The following is a 20,093-nucleotide window of genomic DNA, read 5'->3' on the forward strand; positions in this document are numbered from 1 at the left end:
GGCAGTCGTCAACCACGCCCCCGATCGAGGGCCGCGTCGATGGCCCGCACCGCTTCGTCGGCCACCTGAGCTGCGTCGAGCAGCGCGCCCCGCCGCTGCAGGACAACCACCCGGGTCTCACCGAGCCGTTCCGCGGCGGCGGCCCGGGCCCGGTCCAGGCGGGCAGCCTCCGCCGGGTAGACCTCGGCCGGCGGCAGCGCTGCGTCGATCAGCATCGCCGTCTCGTCCGCACCGACCCGGACCAGCAACACCATCAGGTTGCGCAGGGCCGCCGCGTGCAGGGTGTCGTTGCCGGCCCGCCGCCACAGCCGCAGAACCTCCCGGAACTCCGCCAGCGCCGGCCCCGGATCACCGTGCCGGCTGCGGACGGCCACCGCCGCTGTCCCGGCCGCCGCCTGAAAGAGCCGGTCGTCGACCGACCCGGCCAGCGCCGCGGCCTCGTCGAGCAACTCCAGCGCCCGCTGCGGGTCGGTGTCACCGAGCGCCTCCCCCAACCCGTACCGCGCCTCGGCCCGCGCGCTGGGATTCCCGGTCGCGTCGGCGATCTCCATGGCCGCGCCGGCCAGCTCGACCGCCTCGCTGACCTGCCCCGACCAGGCCCGAACCAGCGCCTCGCCGACCAGCCCGGAGACCCGCGTGACCGGTTCGCCCTCCATGGCCTGGTAGTGCGCGATCGCCGCCTCCGCATCACACAGGATCAGCGCGACGTCCCCGAGCACCTCATGCGCCGGCGCCCCTGGTGGCTCGGCTCGACCGGCCAGCTTGCGGGCCTCGTCCAACTCCCCGCGCCCCCACGCGTGCGTCGCCGCGGCAGCCAGCGCATCCGGGTGGGCCGGCCCGTCGACCGCGGCGCGCCCCCAGGCCAGCACTTCATAGTGCTGGCAGCGATACCCGTACCGATACATCGCCGCAGCCAGCCGCACCCGCATCTCGGCCGAGCCCCGCGCATAGGCCAGGCGCAGATCCGGCAGAAGCGCATCGATCTCCCGAACCGCCGCGGCCTGCTCCGGACCCCGCATCCGCAGATCAAGCTCCTCCGCGGCGGCAACCATCGCCGCGGCATGCCGCGCCTCGGTGGCTGCCCGGTCACCGCTGTCCTGCATCGCATGCCGACCACCGGCGGCCCCACGCCACCCCCCACGGCCGGCCTCCGCCGCCGGCGCCTGCTGGCCACCGCCACCCGCCAGCCCACCGGCATACCGAGCCCGACGCTTGGCCCGCCGCCCACTCCCGCCCTGCCACACCGAGCCCGCCGCGCCGTCCCGACCGGCCCCCACATCACCGCGCCACCCGGTCTCCCGCGGCCCAGCCAGTTCCCCCCGCCCAGCCCCCACCGCACCAGCCGGATCTGCCCGCTCAGCCCCCACCGCACCAGCCGGATCTGCCCGCTCAGCCTCCCCGCGCCACCCGGCCCCTACCGCACCGCTCCGGTCAGCCTGCTCCGTGGCATAGGCCCGCACAGTCTCCAGCAGTCGGAACCGCCCCGGCCCATGCCGCGCCACCAGCGACCGATCCACCAGCCCCGCCAGCAGGGCCGCAATCCTCGCCCGCGGAAGCTGCTCATCAGCCGCCACCGCCTCCGCAGCCGCCACCGAGAACCCACCCGCGAACACCGCCAGCCGCCGCAACAACCGCGCCGAAGCCGGATCCAACAGCCCGAACGACCACTCCACCACCGCACGTAAAGTCCGGTGGCGCGGATCCCCACCACGCCGCCCGCGGCTGAGCAGGTCAAGCCGATCATCCAGCCGAGCGTGCAACTCAGTCACACCGAGCGCCGCAGCCTGGGTAGCCGCAAGCTCAATAGCAAGCGGCAACAAATCCAGCCGCTCCACGATCTCCCCGACCACCGGCGCCGGCATCACCCGGGCCCGCTCGCAGAACAGTCGCCGCGCCGCCTCCGGCGCCAACGGCCCCAACTGCAGAACCCGCTCCCCATCCACCCGCAGGCTCTCCTGGCTGGTCACCACCACCCGAACGCCCCGCAACGACTCAGCCAGCTCAGCCGCCGTACCCAACACATGCTCACAGTTGTCCAGCACCACCACCGGATACCGCTCCGCAGCCGCCGCGATAGCCGCAACCGGCGCCTCATGCGGCGCCACCCGGGCCCCGACCCCCACCGCCACCGCAGCCAGAAAATCGGCCTCCCGCACATCAGCCGCATCCACCCAGGCCACCCGCGGCACAGCCCGAACGGTCTCCGCCACCAGCCGCGTCTTCCCCACCCCACCGGGCCCGACCACACTCACCAGCCCCGGCTCGGCCAGCCAGGCAGCCAATTGCTGCTGCTCCCCCTCCCGCCCAAGAAACGAAGAGAACCGCAACGGCACCCGCCCAACCGCCCCAGACAAACCACCATTTTGTACGCGTCCCGAAAAGTCCCCGCTCTCCCCAGCAACCTGAGCACCCACTCCAGGCCACAGGGCCCCCGCCGGGCTGATGCGGTGGTCACCCACGCCGCCCTCCCCCGCAAAGGCAACGCCCTCCGCAACGCCGGCCCCTCCGGGCCGACCCAGCTCAGAACCGCGCTGGCGCGGAACCGAGACGTCCTGACCCGCGACCGAACCAGGCCGGCCCGGCCCCGCAGAGACACCACCCGGCCCAGACGACCGCTGCCCCGGCCCAGCCGCGAGCGGAACCATCGCTGAGGCAGGCTGGCCGGCCACAAATGCAGACTGGCCAGGCACGGAACCAGACTGACCAGGCATGGAACCAGACTGGCCAGACACGGAACTGGGCCGAGCCGGCGTGGACGAGCGCTGGGCCGGCGCGGAAGCGGGCTGGGCCGACGCGGAAGCGGGCTGGGCCGGCGCGGAAGCGGGCTGGGCCGACGCGGAAGCGGGCTGGGCCGGCGCGGAAGCGGGCTGGGCCGGCGCGGAAGCGGGCTGGCCGGGCGTTAAGGCAGGCTGGCCGGACACGGGAGCGGGCTGGCCGGGCGTGAAGGCGGGTTGGCCGGGCACGGGCGCGGATTGGTCGAGCACGGACCCAGGCTGAGCCGGCGTGGACGAACGCTGGGCCGGCGCAGAGGTGGGCTGGCCGGGCACGGAAGCGGGCTGGGTCTGCGCGGAGGCGAGCTGGCCGGGCACGGAGACAGGGCGGGCCGGCTCAGGGCGGGGTGAGGTGCCGCGGAGAAGGTTCAGCTGGGCTTGGCGGATCTGATCGGATGGGTCGAGGCCGAGGCGGTCGACGACGGCGTCGGCGTGGCGGCGCAGCACCTCCAGGGCGTCGCCGCGGGCGCCGGCGGCTGCCAGGGCCCCGGAGAGGGCGACGGTTCCCTCCTCCCAGCAAGGGTCGACGTCGAAGGCGGCGTGCAGCTCGGCGGCCGCATCGGCGGGTGGGAGGGATCCGGCGTGGCGGAGCAACGCCGTGCGGTGCAGGGTGACCAGGCGGGCCGCCGCGCTGCGGAACGGCTCGGCTGGGAACTCGGGCAGCGGCGGACCGCGCCACAGCGAGACCGCCTCGGCCGGCGGCGCCTGCTCCCGGAGCAGGTCCTCCAGCAGCAGCGCGTCCACGCTGGAGCGCGGCACGTTGAGCCGGTAGCCGGCCGGCTCCAAACTGATGATCCCGGGCACGCCGAGCCGGGCGCGCAACCGGGCCACATGGGACTGCAGGCTGTTACGCGCCGACGGCGGAGGATCCTCCGGCCAGAGGGCGTCGATCAGCTCGGCCACCCCGACCGGCCGGCCCGCTCGAAGGGCGAGCAGAGCCAGGACGGCACGTTGCGCAGCGCCGGCCAGGGCGACCGGCCCGTCGTCGCCCTCCACCTCGAAGGGTCCAAGAACCCGGACCAGCACTCCCCGACGTTAGGACCCCGCCCCAGGGGCAGCGCAAGCCAGAATCGTCGTATCGACAGATCTCCGACAAGCAAGGTCCCAATCCGAGACCGCAGATCCCGCCCGAACGCCGCTCCACAAGATCACATCAGGCTGACACCCAGCGCTGCCTCGCGCGCGGCGAAACAGCAGTAGCAGTCAGCCGCGCAGCCCAGCTGACGCCCAGCGTCGCTTCGCGGGCGGCGAGGCAGCAGTAGCGGTCAGCTGAGCAGCCCGGCTGACGCCCAGCGCTGCCTCACGCGCGCCGAGGCAGCAGTAGCGGTCAGCCGCGCAGCCCGGCTGACGCCCAGCGCTGCCTCACGCGCGCCGAGGCAGCAGTAGCGGTCAGCTGAGCAGCCCAGCTGACGCCCAGCGCTGCCTCACGCGCGGCGAGGCAGCAGTAGCGGTCAGCTGAGCAGCCCGGCTGACGCCCAGCGCTGCCTCACGCGCGCCGAGGCAGCAGTAGCGGTCAGCCGCGCAGCCCGGCTGACGCGCAGCGTCGCTTCGTGGGCGGCGAGGCAGCAGTGGCGGTCAGCCGGGCGGCTCGGCTGACGCGCAGCGTCGCTTCGCGGGCGAGGAGGCAGCAGTGGCGGTCGGCCGGAGCGGGTCAGCGGAGGTGGTAGAAGCGCCAGAAGTCGTTCGGGATGTCGAGGACCTCGGGCTGTTCGAAGCCGGCCTCCCGCGCCCAGCCCAGCAGCGTAGGCGCCCGCAGGATCGTCCCGTTGGCGAGGACCGGGTTCTCGGCACGGGTGGCCGGCAGGCAGTGCAGCACGCTGAACGCGTACTGGAGGCGTTCGATCTCACCGGCCGGCGCGATGAACGTGTCGGACACCCGCTCATCACCGATGAAGACGCTCCCGGACGGGCTGAGCAGCTCCCGGGCGTTACGCAGCACGCCGACCGGATCCCCCATGTCGTGCAAAGCCTCAAATATCGTTACCAGGTCGTATGACCCGGACGCTGCCGCCGCGTCAGCGCTGGTGAAGCTGACCCGGTCAGCCACCCCAGCCTCAGCAGCGACCCGCCGAGCCTCACCGATCGAGTGCTCGTCCAGATCCACCCCCCGAACCGTGATGGACGGATAGGCCAGGGCCATGGCGACCGACGAGTACCCCATGCCGCAACCCAGGTCTAGCACTCGCGCCCCGGGCACAGCCTGCAGCCGCTGGTCGATCGAGGACACCGCCGGCAGCCACTCCGTGGTGAGCAGGTGGTTGAACATCGGCCGGTTGAACCCGCCGATCCCGTGCCGCAGATGCTCGTACGACGAGTACGGCACCCCAGCCCCCGTCCGAAATGCCTCGATCACCGTCGGGGTCAACAGCCCCACCCCCACCGCGAACTCAGCCGCCGGCGCCGCGTACGCCGGACCCCCTTCATCCAGCAGCACCGCTGCAGTGCCGGGAGTGAGTTCGAAGGTTGCGGTCAGAAACCCGGCCGCAGCCTGCTGTTCCAGCCACTCCTGGGCGTACCGTTCATCGATCTCGGCGGCCTTGGCCAGCTCGGCCGCAGTGTTCGCGCCGTCCCGGACGGCGGCGTAGAGGCCGAGCTTGCACCCGATCTCGACCGTGCAGAGTTCCAGGGCGCCGGTGAGAGCGCCGATCAGTCGTTCACCCATTGATTCAGCAGCGTTGGTCATGAGGGATACGCTGCCGCCGCCCGAGTGCAGCGCGCTTGACCTCAACTTGAGTTCAGCTTGCAGCATCGGTGCATGAGAGCTGTCGTCTTCGACCAGTACGGTCCGCCTGCCGTCCTGCACCTGACCGACCTGCCCGATCCCGAGCCCGGCCCCGGCGAGGTGCTGGTCCGGGTGCACGCCGCCGGGGTCCAGCCCTTCGACGTGGCGGTGCGCCAGGGCACGATGCCGTGGGTGCAGGCGAAGTTCCCGCAGCAGATCGGCCAGGAGTACGCCGGGGTCGTAGAAAAACTGGGTCCCGGCGTGACCAGCCCGGAAGTAGGAACGCCGGTACTCGGCTCGACCATGCTGAACGGCGTGGCCGAGCTGGTGACCGTCCCCGCCGAGAACGTCGTCCCCAAGCCGGACAACCTCGACTTCCCGACCGCCGCCGCCCTGGTCGCCGCCTCGCAGACCGCCAGCGGCGCCCTCTTGGAGCTGAAGGTCACCGCCGACGACGTGTTGCTCGTGCACGCCGGCGCCGGCAGTGTCGGCACGATCGCGATCCAGCTGGCCCGGCTGGCGGGCGCGACCGTGATCGGCACCGCCAGCCCGAACAACCACGACTACCTGCGTGAACTGGGTGCCGTGCCGGTCGCGTACGGCGAAGGTCTGATCGAAGCGGTCCGGGCCACCGGCCTGGCGCCCACGGTGGCGCTCGACGCCGCGGGCGGCGAAGCGATCGCCCAGTCGGTGGCCCTGGGCATCGCTCCGGATCGGGTCGGCACCATCGTGGACGACAAGGCGGCCGCCGAGGTGGGTGCCGTGGTGGTGCGGGCGGGCCGCTCGCCGCAGCGGCTCGCCGAGGTGGTGGCGCTGGCCGGGCAGGGCAAGGTCGTGATGCCGGTGCGCACCTACCCGGTGGAGTCGGTCGTCGAGGCGCACGAGGCCGTCGAGTCCCGGCACGGCCGCGGCAAGGTGGTGCTGACGATTCACCGCAGGTAGGCGAGCCCGTCGAGGATGACCGACGGCCGGCCCGCGGTGCCTTCCGGCTGAACCCGGACCGTGTGCCGGCCGCTGGTGCCCCACGACCGGGTCCAGACCGCCTGCCGATGCTTCGCGATCGGCGACTGCAGGTCGACCACGCCCTGGTCGACGCCGTCCACGAAGATCCGGATCCGGCCGGAGGTTGCCGTGCGGCCCGCCACCAGGGCCGCGGACCGGCCGGTCAAGCTCCAGGTCAGCGCGGATCGGGCCGCTGACGAGGCGACAGCTTCGCTGCCGAGGAAGCCGGGGTCACGCAGGGTGCGCCAGGTTCCGGCACGCGCCGCCCCGGCCTCGGAGACAAGCACGGGGGTACGCGTGACCGAAGCGTTCCGCACGTTCCCGGATCGGTCGGCCGCCGTGACCGTCCACGTGCCCGCTTCGCCGAGCCGTGCCGTCGCGTTCAGGGCGCGTCCCGCCCCGCCGAGCACCGCCTTGCTGGTCCCGGCGACCCGGATGGACCGCAGCCCGTTCGGGTCGCTGGCCGTCCAGCCGACCCGGACCGGCACGGTCGTGCCCAGTGTCCCGGTGCGCAGCGACACGTGCGGGCCACCGGTGAACGCCGGCGCCACCTGGTCGACGACGACCCGGGCGCTGGCCAGCGCGGTACGCCCGGACAGGTGCACCGCCCGCACCGAGACGGTGTGCGCCCCCGGCGTGAGCCGCACCTGCGAGGTCCGGTGCCCGCTCGGACTGCCGGAGACGAACTTGCCGTCCACCCAGATCTCGAACCGGTCCAGCATCCGGGTCGCGGTGGCCAGGTTCCAGGACGCCTGCACGAGGCCCTTGCTGTAGTACCGGCCACCGTAGGCGGTCGCCCCGCCGAGTGAGGAGTAGCGCAGCCCGGCCGGTGCCGCTCCCGCGATCGTCCGGATGGCGCGCAGCTGGGCGTACAGGGCATTGCCCGGGCATTCGGTCTGGCCGGTGTCGCGGTGCCCGGAGATCCGGTTCAGCACCGCGCGCTTGCCCGCCGGGAACCGGTCGCTGCCGCCGGAGACCAGGACCGTCCGCCCGGCCGGCGCGCTGCCCCAGGCCCCGAGCTTGTACGCCGCCAGCTGAGAAACCGAAGCACGGGCCCGGAGCGGGATCCGGACGCCACCGTAGTTGCCGATCACCGCGATCGCGCTGGAGTTGTTGTTGAAGCCGAGCGTGTGCGCCCCGAGCACGGACCGGCTGGCGCCGCCCCGGCGGCCCTCGAAGATCGTGCCGCACTTGTCGACCAGGAAGTTGTATCCGATGTCGTTCCAGCGCTTGGTCCGCACGTGGTACGCCTCGATGCCCCGCACGATGCTCGCCGACTGCCGGCACTGATACCCGTTGCCGGTCGCCGTGTGATGCACGAACACCACCTGGATGGACCCGGTGTAGGTGGGCGCCTCCTTGACGATCGCCTCGTTGGCCCGCCAGCCGGCCCGGCTCACCATCCGGGGCACCGGCCGCGCGGGCAACCCGGCCCGCCGGGCCATCCCCTCCTCCGACGAGGCCAGCTCCATCCGCGGGCGGTCAGAGACGCGGGCGTCCGGGTTGATCAGCTCGACTCGCAGGCCGTCCGGCAGCCGGCCACCGTCGACCGCCACCATCCGGGCCTGCACGCCGTCGGACGGGCCCACCCAGAGCGGGTCGGTGGCGCCGCGTACGCCCGGCCCGCCGGTTCCGCCGGAGGCGTCCGGGTTGTCGGTCTCCAGCAGCTGCCAGGATGTCCATTCCCCGGTGCCGGCCGACCGGGTACGCACCTCGATCGCCCCACGGGCATCCGCAGTCGGGTCGTCCCAGCTCACCCCGAGCAGGCTGAACGGCCGCGTCCGCCGGCTCGGCATCTCGGCGGTGTGCAGGGCGGCCGTCCGCGCGGACACCAGCCGCATGTCCCGGGTCGCCCCGGGCGCGGTCAGCGCGAAGGTCTGGACCAGCGGCGAGTCCCGCTGCCGGTCGGTTCTCGGTACGGCTTCCGGGCCCGTGAGCCAGGGTTGCGCACCAGCCAGCAGGGTGGTCGCGAGGATGAGACGGACGGCCAGCCGGTTCCGGCGCATGAGAGCTCCCCCGGCCACCGGCGAAAGGGGTCAATACGGGATTTACCGGCGACCATGTGCCACCTTGCCGTCGTCAGGTGTGACACGTGGGGCGTTTCGCGAAAAAAGTTCCGATTTTTAATTTGCCAGCCAGATCGACGCGTTCAGCGCGGTCGCGAAGGTGACCCACGCCCAGTACGGCAGCAGCAGGCCCGCCGCCAGCCGGGACACCGGGCGGAACTGCCAAATCGTGACGCCGATCAGCACCCAGAGCACCGCGATGTCCACCAGCGCCAGGCCGTACTGTCCGGCGCCGAAGAAGATCGGCGTCCAGGCCGCGTTCAGCACCAGCTGCACCGCGTACCAGTTCAGCGCGGACGACCACCCGGTACGCCGCCAGACCAGCCAGCCGCTCACCGCGATCATCGCGTACAGAACGGTCCAGACCGGGCCGAACACCGAAGACGGCGGAGCCCAGGCCGGACGGTCCAGGTTCTGGTACTCCGAGGCGGTGCCGGCCACCCCGAGTCCGCCGATCAGCGCGGCCAGCGCCACCGCCACCCCGAACCCGGCCAGCGCCAGCCACGGCGAAACGTTTCGGCCCGGACGCACCACATGACTGGTCATGCGGTGCGCAATACCCCAGATCAGCCGAATGAATCTCGGGCCTGCCGCACCAGGCCGGAGATCACCCAATCCGCGACCCGGTCGAAGGTGGGCGCCGCGCCGCCTCCCTCGGCGACGACGCCGGCCAGCCGGGGAAAGTCACCACTGGCGACCGCGGCGCCGATCTGGGCCGCCTGTTCCTCCCCGGTGGCTGCGCCGGTCTGCTCACTGGTGACGTACGACCCGACGAAGCCGGTGAGCAGGCCGATCAGTGTCATCCGGGTGGCGCCGGGCAGACCCGTGGACTCCAGCGCGGCCAGGCCGTGCTCCAGATATCCGAGGAGATTGCGCCCGGCCAGCCCGCGCCCGGCCAGCGCGCCCGGCAGCCAGGCGTGCCGGTGCATCAGGTCGCGCTGCATCGCGGCCAGCGCGTACAGGTCGGCCCGCCAGTCCCCGGTGAGTTCCGGCAGCTCCGGTTCGCCGGCCACCACGTCCACCATCAGGTCGATCAGGTGCTCGCGGTCCGGCACGTACGTGTAGAGCGACATCGCGCCCGCACCGATCTCCGCGGCCACCCGCCGCATGGTGACCGCGTCCAGCCCGTCACCGTCGGCGAGCCGGATCGCCGCGGCCACGACCTGGTCACGGGTGTACGCCGGAGGACGACCTCGGGGCACGGGAAACCTGCTGCGCGCCCCGTACATCCGGGCCGGCTTCCCGTTCAACTGGCTGTACGGCGCGCTCTTCGCCGAGCAGGGCTTCCACGTGCTGTTGCAGAGCACCCGCGGCACCGGCGGCTCGGACGGTGAGTTCCACACCTGGCGCAACGAGGCGCCGGACGGTCAGGCGGCGGCCGAGTGGATCCGCAAGCAGGAGTGGTTCACCGGCGACCTGTTCACGCTCGGCCCCAGCTACACCGCGTACACGCAGGCGAAGCTCGCCGAACAGCCGCCGCCGGAGTGGCGCGGCGCGGTCGCGCAGGTCGCGCTCTTCGATCCGCAGCCGTTCTTCTGGCCGGGCGGCGCGTTCGCCCTGGAACGCTCGATCGTCGGCGGACTGGCCATGTTCGGTCAGGCGGCCACCTTCTGGGACAACGTGAAGGCTGTCGTCAAACTGCAGCGGCGCCTGAAGCGGGCCATCTCCGGCCTGCCGCTGATCGAGGCCTACCAGGTGCCCTTCGACGGCCGGCGTCCCGAGTTCGAGCGGTGGCTGGACGCCCCGGAGGCCGGCGACGACTACTGGGCGGGGGCCAGTGGCATTCCGGCGATGTCCGCGGTGGAGATCCCGGTCAGCCTCAACACCGGCTGGCACGATCTCGTCACCGAGCAGGTCATCGAGGTCTACACCCGGCGGCGCGCGGCGGGCCGGCCGGTGGATCTGCTGATCGGCCCGTGGACGCACACCAGCGCGCTGGAGGACGGCTGGGTGGAGAGCTTCACGCAGGCGCTGCGCACGCTGCGCGGCGAGCGGCCGGCGCTGCCGGTCCGGGTGCACGTCGGCGGCGCCGGCGAGTGGCGCGATCTGCCCGACTGGCCGCCGGCCGGGCAGCCGCGCACGCTCGAGCTCGGCGCGGATCTGGGCGCCGGGCCGGGTTCGACCACTTTCCGGTACGACCCAGCCGACCCCACGCCGTCGGTCGGAGGAGCGTTGCACTCACCGACCCAGGGAACGCGCGACAACGCTCCGCTGGAGAAGCGCGCCGACGTCCGTACCTTCACCGGCCCGGTCCTCACCGAGGCGGTCGAGGTGATGGGCGCCGTGCGGGCCGAGTTCGACGCCACCACCACAGCCGCGAGCGGCGACCTGTTCGCCCGCCTCTGCGACGTCGACCCGGCCGGAAAGTCGATCAACGTGTGCGACGGCCTGGCCCGGATCCGGGACGGGCGGACCGTGGTGGCGATGGGCTCGACCGCACACCGGTTCCGGCCCGGTCACCGGATCCGGTTGCTGATCGCGGGCGGCGCGCACCCGCGATTCCTGCGCAACTACGGCACCGGGGAGCCTCCGGCCCACGCCACCCGTCTCGTTCCCACCGGCACCACGGTGGGACACGGGTCGATCCTGGTCCTGCCGGTTGTTTAGCGCTCCTCGATGTGGGGGTAAGGCGTCGCCGCCCCGCAATCCCCCACATCAAGGAGCAAAGATGTCGATTCAGGGACTCTTCTACCTCATCGCGGTGATCCTGCTGGTGCTCGCGGCGCTGCCGATCGGCACCCGTGGCGTCAGCCTGGCGCTGCTCGGCGCCGCCTTCGCCCTGCTCGGGTACGCCTGGCCGACCATCACCGAGGGCTAGACCGTCCGCCGGTAGACGACCGCCTGCCAGGGCGCGAGCAGCAGGTCGGCGGGTGGCGCGCCGAGGTTGGTCAGCACCAGCTCGGCGCCCGCCCAGGCCGCGGCGTCCTCCAGCTCGGCCCGGACCGGCTCGCCGGAGAAGTTGCCGATCACCAGGAGTTCGGTGCCACCGAGCCGGCGGGTGTACGCGTACAGGCGCTCGTCGTGCGGCAGCAGCATGGTGAAGTCGCCGTCCGCCACCGCCGGCTCGGTGTGCCGCAGCTCGATGAGCCGGCGGTAGTAGTGGAACACCGAGTCGGGATCGTCGCGCTGCGCCGCCGCGTTGATCTCCGGATAGTTCGGGTTGGCCGGCAGCCACGGCGTGCCGCTGCTGAAGCCGGCGTTCGGCGAGTCGTCCCACTGCATCGGGGTACGCGCGTTGTCCCGCCCCCGGGCCCGCAGGACGGTGAGGACCTCCTCCGGCGTCCGCCCCTCCATATCGAGCGCCTGCCTGTACTGCCCCAGCGCCTCGATGTCACGGAAGTCCTCGATCCCGCCGAACGGATAGTTCGTCATGCCGAGTTCCTCGCCCTGGTAGACGTAGGGCGTACCGCGGTGCAGGTGGAGCACGGTGCCGAGCATCTTGGCCGAGGTGACCCGGTGCTCGGGGCTGTCGTCGCCGTACCGGGAGACCACTCGCGGCTGGTCGTGGTTGTTCCAGTAGAGGCTGTTCCAGCCCAGGTCGGCGAGCCCGGCCTGCCAGCGGCCGAGGATCGCCTTGAGCTGGGTCAGCTGGAGCGGGAGCAGCAGCCACGGGTCCGGTCCGCGGTCGACCCAGACGTGGTCGAACTGGAAGACCATGTCGACCTCGTGCCGCTCCGGGTCGGTGTGCAGCCGCGCCTCCTCGACGGTGACGCCGGGCATCTCGCCGACGGTCAGCAGGCCGTCGCGGCCGGCGAAGACCTCGCGGTGCATCTCCTGCAGGAACTCGTGCAGGCGCGGGCCGCCGACGAAGCCGGCCGAGCCGTCCGCGTACGCCGCACCGGCGGAGAGCCGGCCGTCCGGGAGGCTGACGTCCTTGGAGATCATGTTGATGACGTCCATCCGGAAGCCGTCCACGCCCCGGTCGAGCCACCAGCGCATCATGGCGTACACGGCTTCCCGGACCTCGGGGTTCTCCCAGTTGAGGTCGGGCTGCTTCTTCGAGAACAGGTGCAGGTAGTACTCGCCGGTCTTGTCGTCGTACTCCCAGGCCGGGCCGCCGAAGACGGAACCCCAGTTGGTCGGCTCGGCGCCGGGCGTGCCGGGCTCCATCCCGTCCCGGGCCGGGCGCCACCAGTACCAGTCCCGCTTCGGGCTGTCCTTGCCCGACCGGCTCTCCAGGAACCACTGGTGCTCGTCCGAGCTGTGGTTGACCACCAGATCCATGATCAGCTTCATGCCGCGGGCGTGCACGCCGGCGAGCAGCTCGTCGAAGACCTCGATGGTTCCGAAGAGCGGTTCGATGTCCTGGTAGTCGCTGATGTCGTAGCCGTTGTCGTCCTGCGGCGAGGGGTAGATCGGGGAGAGCCAGAGAACGTCGACGCCGAGCTCGGCCAGATGGTCGAGGTGGTCGATGATGCCGCGCAGGTCGCCCATCCCATCGCCGTCGGAGTCCGCGAAGCTCCGCGGGTAGATCTGGTAGACGACCGCCTTCTTCCACCACGAATCCGTCATTGGTCTTCTCTAACACGAGAACGGGCGCGTCACCGGAGATGCATACTGACCACGTGGTTATGACCGGAAATTCTTATTTGTCATGAAGGTCGCACTCCTGGGGCCGATCGCCTGGCGCACGCCGCCCCTCCACTACGGCCCGTGGGAACTGATCACCAGCCTGCTCGCCGAGGGCCTGACCGAGCGGGGGGTCGACGTCACGCTCTTCGCCACCCTGGACTCGATCACCAAGGCCACCCTCGACGGCGTCGTGCCCACCGGGTACGAGGAGAGCGCCGAGATCGACGGCCGGGTGTGGGAAGCCATCCACGTCAGTCACGCGCTGGAACGCTCCGGCGAGTTCGATCTGATCCACAACCATCTGGACTGGCTGCCACTGGCCTTCTCCGCGCATTGCCGGACACCGATGGTCACCACCGTGCACGGTTTCTCCGGGTCGAACATCCTGCCCGCGTACCGCCGGGCCCGATCGCACTTCGTCGCCATCTCCGACAGCGACCGCTCCCCCGATCTGGACTATCTCGCCACCGTGTACCACGGGGTCGATCTGTCCGCTCTGCCGTTCCATCCGGACGGCGGCGACGATCTGATCCTGTTCGGCCGGATCCACCCGGACAAGGGCACCGATATCGCCATCGAGATCGCCCGCCGGGCCGGCCGCCGGCTGGTGATGTGCGGAATCGTGCAGGACCGTGACTATTTCGCGGAACGGGTGGAACCGTTGATCGACGGCGATCGGGTGGTCTATCTGGGCTCGGTCGGCCCGGACGAGCGGGGCACGATTCTCGGCTCCGGTGCGGCGCTGCTGCATCCGATCCGGTTCGCCGAACCGTTCGGCCTCTCCGTCGTCGAGTCGATGGCCTGCGGCACCCCGGTGATCGCGTTCCGGAAGGGCTCGATGCCGGAGGTGGTCGACGAGGGCGTCACCGGGCGGGTCGTGGACACCGTCGACCAGGCGGTGGACGCGGTGGGCCGGCTCGCGGAGATCGACCGGTCGGCCTGCTCGGCCCGCGCCAGGGAACGCTTCTCCGCTGACCGGATGGTCGAGGACTACCTGACGATTTACCGAAAAATCATCAGCTGATTAGGTAGATCTTGTTAACGTCGCAATGTGAATTGCGCGTTAAACGGGCCTTTTTCCTGGACCGTCTTTGCGCCGTTCTCGCGCGGTGTTGCGCACTTTGCCCGCGCGCGCTGAGTCCGTGCTGCGGGGAGGCAGCCGGCCGAGGAGAAAGGCCCTGTCATGCCCGCGACATACGGGTTTCTGAGCACTTATCCGCCCACTCAATGCGGTTTGGCGACGTTCAATGCGGCACTCGGCGCTCATCTCAACGCCGGTTCCTCCGGTGTGGTGCGGCTCCTCGCCGGCGACACCGCGATCGGCGGGAGCGGGAACAGCGGGATCGCGCTCGACCGGGCCGCGCCACGGGTGGTGCACACCTGGCACACCGACCGCCCCGGCGGCTGGGTGGCCGCCGCGACCGCGCTCAACCGCTTCGACGTGGCGATCGTGCAGCACGAGTACGGCATCTACCCCGGTGACGCCGGCGCCGAGATCCTTCCGGTGCTCCGGGCCCTGCGGGTGCCGGTCATCGTCGTGCTGCACACCGTGCTGACCCACCCGGACACGTTGCAGCGCGCCGTCCTCGAACAGATCGCGGCCACGGCCGACGCGGTGGTCACCATGACCGACACCGCACGCCAGCGGCTCACCACCCACTACGAGGTGAACCCGCGCAAGATCACGGTGATCCCGCACGGCGCGGGCAGCCACAGCACCGCGCCGCGGGAGGAGCACGACCGGCCGCACCTGCTCACCTGGGGACTGCTCGGGCCGGGCAAAGGCATCGAGTGGGCGATCCGGTCGCTCGCCTTCCTCGACGGCGCCGAGCCGCGACCCCGTTACACGGTGGCCGGCCGGACCCACCCCAAGGTGCTGGAGCAGCAGGGCGACGCGTACCGGGACTCGCTGAAGGCGCTCGCCGCCGAGCTCGGCGTGCAGGACTGCGTGGAGTGGTCCGACGTCTACCTCGAGCAGGCCGACCTGTCCCGGTTGATCTGCTCCGCCGACGCCGTCGTGCTGCCGTACGACTCGACCGAGCAGGTCACCTCCGGCGTGCTGATCGAGGCGGTGGGCGCCGGGGTGCCGGTGGTCGCCACCGAGTTCCCGCACGCGGTGGAACTGCTGGCGGACGGGCCGGGTCTGCTCGTACCCCATCAGGATCCGGAAGCGATGGCCATGGCCATCCGGCGGGTGCTCGCCGAGCCCGGCCTGCCCGGCCGGCTCACCGGCCTGGCCGGCGGCCCCACCCTGCGCTGGCCCGCGGTGGCCGCGCGCTACCAGTCCCTCGCCGCCCGGTTGGTCGCGGATCGGAGGCCGCTCGCCGCGGCCACGATTCCGGCATGAGCCTGGGTCTGCGGCTGCTTCCGCCGCCCATCCGGCTCAATGATGTACCGCCGCCCCGCTGGGACCACGTGTTCCGCCTCTCCGACGACACCGGCCTGCTCGAGCACGCCCGCAACGCGATCGTCCGGCGCGAGCACGGCTACTGCGTCGACGACGTCTCCCGCGGCCTGCTGATCGCCTGCCGGGAACCCCGGCCGGGCCCGGAGCTGATCCGGCACGCCGAGCGCTACCTGGCCTTCCTGACCCACGCGCAGGCGGCCGACGGCGCCTTCCACAACCGGATGAGCTTCGACCGGCGCTGGCTCGACGAGCCGTCCCTGTGCGACTGGTGGGGCCGGGCGATCTGGGGACTCGGCACGGCCGCCGCGCGCGGCAGCACCGGCTGGCTGCGGCGGGAGGCGATGAACGCCTTCCGTCAGGGCGTACGCTGCCGGTCGCCGTGGCCGCGCGCGATGGCCTTCGCCGGGCTGGGCGCGGCCGAGGTGCTGCGCGCCGACCCGCACGACCGGGAGGCCGCCCAGCTGCTCGGCGACGCGGCCACGGTGATCGGGCTGCCCGGCTCGGATCCGGACTGGGTCTGGCCGGAGCGCGAGCTGACGTACGCCAACCCCGCACTCGCCGAGGTGGTGATCGCGGCCGGCGACCTGCTCGGCGACGAGAGCCTGCTCAACGACGGCCTGCGGATGCTCGCCTGGCTCGGTGAGATGCAGGACCACCGGGGTCACCTCTCCACCGTGCCAGTCGGCGGCTGGCGGCCCGGCGTCGAGCGGCACCGCTTCGACCAGCAGCCGATCGAGGCCGCCGCCACCGCGGACGCCTGCGCCACCGCGGCCGCGGTCACCGGGGACGAACGCTGGGACGCGCCGCTCTTCCAGGCGATCACCTGGTTCCTCGGCGACAACGACACCGGAACGGTGATGTACGACCCGGAGACTTCCGGTTGTTATGACGGCTTGACGGCGGATGGTCCTAATCTGAACCAAGGAGCCGAATCCACCCTCGCGCTCGTCTCCACGCTGCAGCATGCCCGCACGCTGGCGAACCGGAGCGCGACCCGACCGTCAGGCGGCCTAGCGTGACCGCAACCGTGAATACGCACGACATCACCCGTCACAACATCACCATGGCGCCGGACGGCCGCCGCGTGGTGATCAAGCTGTTCGTCCCCGGCGAGGACGCGCACATCACCCACAACCGGGCGTCCTGCCTGATCGAGCGCGTCCTGCAACTGGACGAGGCGGACATCACCTCGCTGCTGGACGACGTGCTCAACCGCTTCTCCGGGCGGCACCACGACATCCTCGGCGTCTTCCAGCACCACTACGAGGTGGTGCAGCACCGGGTCCCGCCGGAGATCGAGCTGTCCCCGGCCGCCCGGACGCTGATCGGCGCGTACTTCAGCCACGAGTTCTCGGTCGAGGCGGCCGCGCTCTGCAACCCGTCGATCGTGCCGCACCCGGACCAGAGCGACCTCGGTCCCGGCGAGCTGCGGGCGGCGCTCAGCCTGCGGCAGATCGGCGAGGGACACATCTCCTCGATCGGCTTCTGCAGCGTGGTGCTGGGCCCGGGCGCGGCGATCCGCATGGAGGACCGGGACGGGCCGCTGGCAATCGGTCAGCGGGTCGGCGCCAAGCACATGAAACACCAGCTCTTCGCGGCGCTCGGGGACGAGGACATCGACAACGAGTGCTCGGCGTACATCCTGGGCACCCTGCCGGACCGCTACGACGACCAGGTCTTCGAGGACGTCCTCAGCCACCTGCCGCCGGAGATCCTGGCCCGGCCCACCACCCCGATGACGCTGGACCTGATCCGCCGGATCGTCATGGACGACTACGCGGTGACCTTCCCGCCCACCATGCCGCTGCACCAGCGGGTGCTCTGGCCGGCCACGCCGAGCGAGAGCCGGGGCATGGAGGACGCCCGGTTCGTCCAGGTGGTGGATCCGGACGGGCGGCTGGCCTATCAGGCGACCTACACCGCGTACGACGGCCACAACATCGCCGGGCGGGTCATCTACACCCGGGACCTGCGGCATTTCGAGGTGACCGCGCTGCACGGGCCGGCCGCCCGGAACAAGGGCATGGCGCTGTTCCCGCGCTACATCAACGGGAAGAAGATGGCGCTCTGCCGGTCCGACGGGGAGACCCTCGGCCTCGCGGTCCGCGACGAGCAGCACCGCTGGCAACCGGCCGGGCCGCTGCTCGTACCGCATCGCGGCTGGGACCTGATCCAGGTCGGCAACTGCGGCTCACCGATCGAGACCGAGGCCGGCTGGCTGGTGCTCACGCACGGGGTCGGCCCGATGCGCCGGTACGCCATCGGCGCCATGCTGCTCGATCTGGACGACCCGTCACGCGTGATCGCGGATCTCCCGCAGGGCCTGATCGACCCGGACGAGATCGAGCGCGAGGGGTACGTGCCGAACGTCCTCTACTCCTGCGGCGGACTCGTGCACGACGGGCGGTTCTGGTTGCCGTACGCCTCCAGCGACGTCCGGATCAGTTTCGCCAGCCTGCCGCTGGACCGCCTGCTCCACCGGATGCAACCGATCAGCCAGTAACCGTGCCCGCCACCACCCAGATGGTGAGCACAGCCAGGAAGGTCCCGCTCGCGCCGGCCGCCTCGACACAGGCCAGCCACTCGTCGCGGACGCCGGGCGGGGTCCCCCAGCTGTCCTCGGGCACCCGGGGGTTGACCATCGGCAGCACCACGGCGGCCGACGCGGGATCGGCGAAGAAGCAGGTCACCGGGGTGGCCGTCACCCCGGTGAGGCCGGCGGCCACGAGCCGGCGCCGCAGCGTACGCCCCATGTCGAACTGCCGGGGCGTGAAGTGCCCGCGCGCGTGCGCCATCACCACCTCGCCCAGCCCGGCCGGCATCCCGTCGAAGGCGAGCGACGCCCAGTCGGTGTCGACCAGGCAGATCCGCCCGCCCGGCCGGGTCACCCGGATCAGCTCGCCGATCGCCCGGTCCGCGTCGTCGACGTGCTGCAGGAGCCGCTCGCACCAGACCCCGTCGACGTAGCCGCGGGGCAGGTCCATGGCGGCGACGTCGCCGGTCACGTACCGCACGCTGCTGCCGTCGTGGCGCCGGATCGCCGCCGCGGTGACCGACGCCGAATGGTCCAGGGCGATCACCTCGCCCAGCGGGCCCACGTCGGCGGCGAGCAGGCGGGCCACGTCACCGCCACCGGAACCCGCGTCCAGCAGGCGCTGGCCGGCAGCCGGGCGCAACTGCTCGTACGCCACCCGGCGCACCCGGCGGATCTCCGGATGGCGACCCATTTCGGTCAGGGCGTCCAGCACCATCTCGGACATCTGCGCGGGAAGACCATCGATGTCGGCAAACGGGGTCCGTTCCTTCTGCGCGGGTTCCATCAGGCGATTGTTCATCCCGGAGGCGCCGTTCGACGGCCCGTGGTCATCCATCCGACATGCGGTTTCGCTTGATCCCGTCGAGAGTGTGCGGAATACGCACATCACTGCGCGTAGTGGGGCGTGCGTCACAAGTAACGTCCGAGATCATGTGCAACAGGACAGCAATGAGTATGAAAAACTGCCGGACATGATCGAGCGGGTTAAGTTCGGGCTGGTCGGCTTCGGGACCGGCGGGCGCATCTTCCACGCGCCCCTGATCGCGTCGGCGGCCAACGTCGACTTCGTCGGTGTGGTCACCACGTCGCCAGAGCGCCGGGCGCAGGTGGCGGCCCAGTTGCCGGGTGTCGGGGCCTACGACTCGATCGCCGCGCTGGCCGCCGAGGGCGTGCAGGCCGTGGCGATCTCGACGCCGGCCGCGACGCACGCCACCCTGGCCCGCGAGGCCATCGCCGCCGGGCTGGCCGTGGTCGTCGACAAGCCGTTCGCCCTGGACGCCGCGACCGCCCGCGACCTGGTCACCGAGGCCGAGACGGCGGGCGTGCCGCTGACCGTCTACCAGAACCGGCGCTGGGACTCCGACTTCCTGACCGTCCGCAAGCTGATGGAGAAGGGGTCGCTCGGCGAGATCCGCCGCTTCGAGTCCCGGATGGAACGCTGGGCGCCCGACCGCGAGCCCCCCGCTGCCGGTGGCGGCACCCTCCTCGACTTCGGCTCGCACCTGGTCGACCAGGCGCTGCAGCTGCACGGCCCGGCCGAGCGGGTCTACGCCGAGATGCGCGGCGAACCGCTCGACGACGACTTCTTCCTGGCCCTGCACCACACCAGCGGCGTCGAGTCGCACCTGTGGGGCAGCTGGCGGCAGGCCGGCCCCGGCCCGCGCTTCCGGGTCACCGGTTCCGCGGGCACCTACATCTCCGCCCAGCTCGACTGCCAGGAAGAGGTGCTCAAGGCCGGCCGGACCCCGGCCAAGCTGCTCGACCGCTGGGGTGTCGAGCCCGAGCACCGCTGGGGTCATCTGTTCCGCGGCGCGACCGGCGCCCCGGTGGAGAGCTCCCGCGGTCGCTGGGACAGCTTCTATCCGGCCTTCGCCGAGGCGGTCCTGGGCACCGGCCCGCTGCCGGTCGACCCCTGGGACTCCGTCCGCGCGATGGAGATCCTGGACGCGGCCCGCAAGAGCGCCACCAGCGGCGCTTCGGTCACTCTCTAGACCGTTTCGGGGTACGGGTCTGCCGA

At 71.7% G+C, this 20,093-nt stretch carries 15 protein-coding genes; 8 read left to right on the forward strand and 7 right to left on the reverse strand.

Annotation, left to right across the window (positions count from 1 at the left end; genetic code table 11):
* Positions 1–8: 8 nt before the first annotated feature.
* Together OHA21_RS30375 and OHA21_RS30380 are read right to left on the reverse strand one after the other, a co-directional pair.
* The gene (locus OHA21_RS30375) at positions 9–3,797 is read right to left on the reverse strand and encodes an AfsR/SARP family transcriptional regulator (protein ID WP_328460658.1); all 3,789 of its coding nucleotides are present in this window, start codon (positions 3,795–3,797) and stop codon (positions 9–11) included.
* A gap of 625 nt (positions 3,798–4,422) precedes the next feature.
* Positions 4,423–5,454 carry a class I SAM-dependent methyltransferase gene (locus OHA21_RS30380; RefSeq protein ID WP_328460660.1) on the reverse strand — a complete coding sequence of 344 codons (1,032 nt, stop codon included), beginning with the start codon at positions 5,452–5,454 and terminating at the stop codon, positions 4,423–4,425.
* Between the two features lie 72 nt (positions 5,455–5,526).
* Here OHA21_RS30380 and OHA21_RS30385 point away from each other — a divergent pair, with 72 nt between their 5' ends.
* A complete protein-coding gene (locus OHA21_RS30385; RefSeq protein ID WP_328460662.1) occupies positions 5,527–6,435 on the forward strand; it encodes an NADP-dependent oxidoreductase in 909 nt (302 codons plus the stop codon).
* On the opposite strand, the gene OHA21_RS30390 is transcribed toward OHA21_RS30385, so the two are convergent.
* The 3 genes from OHA21_RS30390 to OHA21_RS30400 all read right to left on the reverse strand — a co-directional run bounded on the left by OHA21_RS30390 (position 6,423) and on the right by OHA21_RS30400 (position 9,763).
* On the reverse strand, positions 6,423–8,501 hold the full coding sequence (locus OHA21_RS30390; RefSeq protein ID WP_328460664.1) for an N-acetylmuramoyl-L-alanine amidase: 2,079 nt from the start codon (positions 8,499–8,501) through the stop codon (positions 6,423–6,425). The two genes, OHA21_RS30385 and OHA21_RS30390, sit on opposite strands and share 13 nt — an antisense overlap.
* Before the next feature lie 117 nt (positions 8,502–8,618).
* The gene (locus OHA21_RS30395; protein ID WP_328460666.1) at positions 8,619–9,107 is read right to left on the reverse strand and encodes a TspO/MBR family protein; all 489 of its coding nucleotides are present in this window, start codon (positions 9,105–9,107) and stop codon (positions 8,619–8,621) included.
* Between the two features lie 20 nt (positions 9,108–9,127).
* Positions 9,128–9,763: a TetR/AcrR family transcriptional regulator gene (locus OHA21_RS30400; RefSeq protein WP_328460668.1), complete on the reverse strand. Its 636-nt coding sequence runs from the start codon at positions 9,761–9,763 to the stop codon at positions 9,128–9,130.
* Between OHA21_RS30400 and OHA21_RS30405 the strand changes: the two genes are divergently transcribed.
* Together OHA21_RS30405 and OHA21_RS30410 are read left to right on the forward strand one after the other, a co-directional pair.
* Positions 9,735–11,168, forward strand: a complete 1,434-nt coding sequence (locus OHA21_RS30405) for a CocE/NonD family hydrolase (RefSeq protein WP_328460670.1) — start codon at positions 9,735–9,737, stop codon at positions 11,166–11,168. The genes OHA21_RS30400 and OHA21_RS30405 overlap by 29 nt on opposite strands.
* A 61-nt stretch (positions 11,169–11,229) precedes the next feature.
* Entirely contained in the window at positions 11,230–11,379 is a 150-nt protein-coding gene (locus OHA21_RS30410) for a hypothetical protein (protein WP_328460673.1), read from the forward strand.
* Here OHA21_RS30410 and OHA21_RS30415 read toward each other — a convergent pair.
* Complete coding sequence (locus OHA21_RS30415; protein ID WP_328460675.1) at positions 11,376–13,073, reverse strand: alpha-glucosidase; 1,698 nt, start codon at positions 13,071–13,073, stop codon at positions 11,376–11,378. The genes OHA21_RS30410 and OHA21_RS30415 overlap by 4 nt on opposite strands.
* 82 nt (positions 13,074–13,155) lie before the next feature.
* Between OHA21_RS30415 and OHA21_RS30420 the strand changes: the two genes are divergently transcribed.
* From OHA21_RS30420 to OHA21_RS30435, 4 genes are all read left to right on the forward strand, one after another.
* Positions 13,156–14,157, forward strand: a complete 1,002-nt coding sequence (locus OHA21_RS30420) for a glycosyltransferase family 4 protein (RefSeq protein ID WP_328460677.1) — start codon at positions 13,156–13,158, stop codon at positions 14,155–14,157.
* A gap of 159 nt (positions 14,158–14,316) precedes the next feature.
* Positions 14,317–15,480, forward strand: a complete 1,164-nt coding sequence (locus OHA21_RS30425) for a glycosyltransferase (RefSeq protein ID WP_328460679.1) — start codon at positions 14,317–14,319, stop codon at positions 15,478–15,480.
* Positions 15,477–16,559: a glycosyltransferase gene (locus OHA21_RS30430; RefSeq protein WP_328460681.1), complete on the forward strand. Its 1,083-nt coding sequence runs from the start codon at positions 15,477–15,479 to the stop codon at positions 16,557–16,559. Before OHA21_RS30425 ends, OHA21_RS30430 begins: the two co-directional genes overlap by 4 nt.
* Positions 16,556–18,043, forward strand: a complete 1,488-nt coding sequence (locus OHA21_RS30435; protein WP_442874913.1) for a glycoside hydrolase family 130 protein — start codon at positions 16,556–16,558, stop codon at positions 18,041–18,043. Before OHA21_RS30430 ends, OHA21_RS30435 begins: the two co-directional genes overlap by 4 nt.
* On the opposite strand, the gene OHA21_RS30440 is transcribed toward OHA21_RS30435, so the two are convergent.
* Positions 18,033–18,860: a methyltransferase domain-containing protein gene (locus OHA21_RS30440; protein WP_328460683.1), complete on the reverse strand. Its 828-nt coding sequence runs from the start codon at positions 18,858–18,860 to the stop codon at positions 18,033–18,035. The two genes, OHA21_RS30435 and OHA21_RS30440, sit on opposite strands and share 11 nt — an antisense overlap.
* Before the next feature lie 187 nt (positions 18,861–19,047).
* Here OHA21_RS30440 and OHA21_RS30445 point away from each other — a divergent pair, with 187 nt between their 5' ends.
* Positions 19,048–20,067, forward strand: a complete 1,020-nt coding sequence (locus OHA21_RS30445) for a Gfo/Idh/MocA family protein (RefSeq protein WP_328460685.1) — start codon at positions 19,048–19,050, stop codon at positions 20,065–20,067.
* Positions 20,068–20,093: the final 26 nt, after the last annotated feature.

Origin of the sequence: Actinoplanes sp. NBC_00393 (genome assembly GCF_036053395.1) — a bacterium.
Classification (GTDB): Bacteria; Actinomycetota; Actinomycetes; order Mycobacteriales; family Micromonosporaceae; genus Actinoplanes.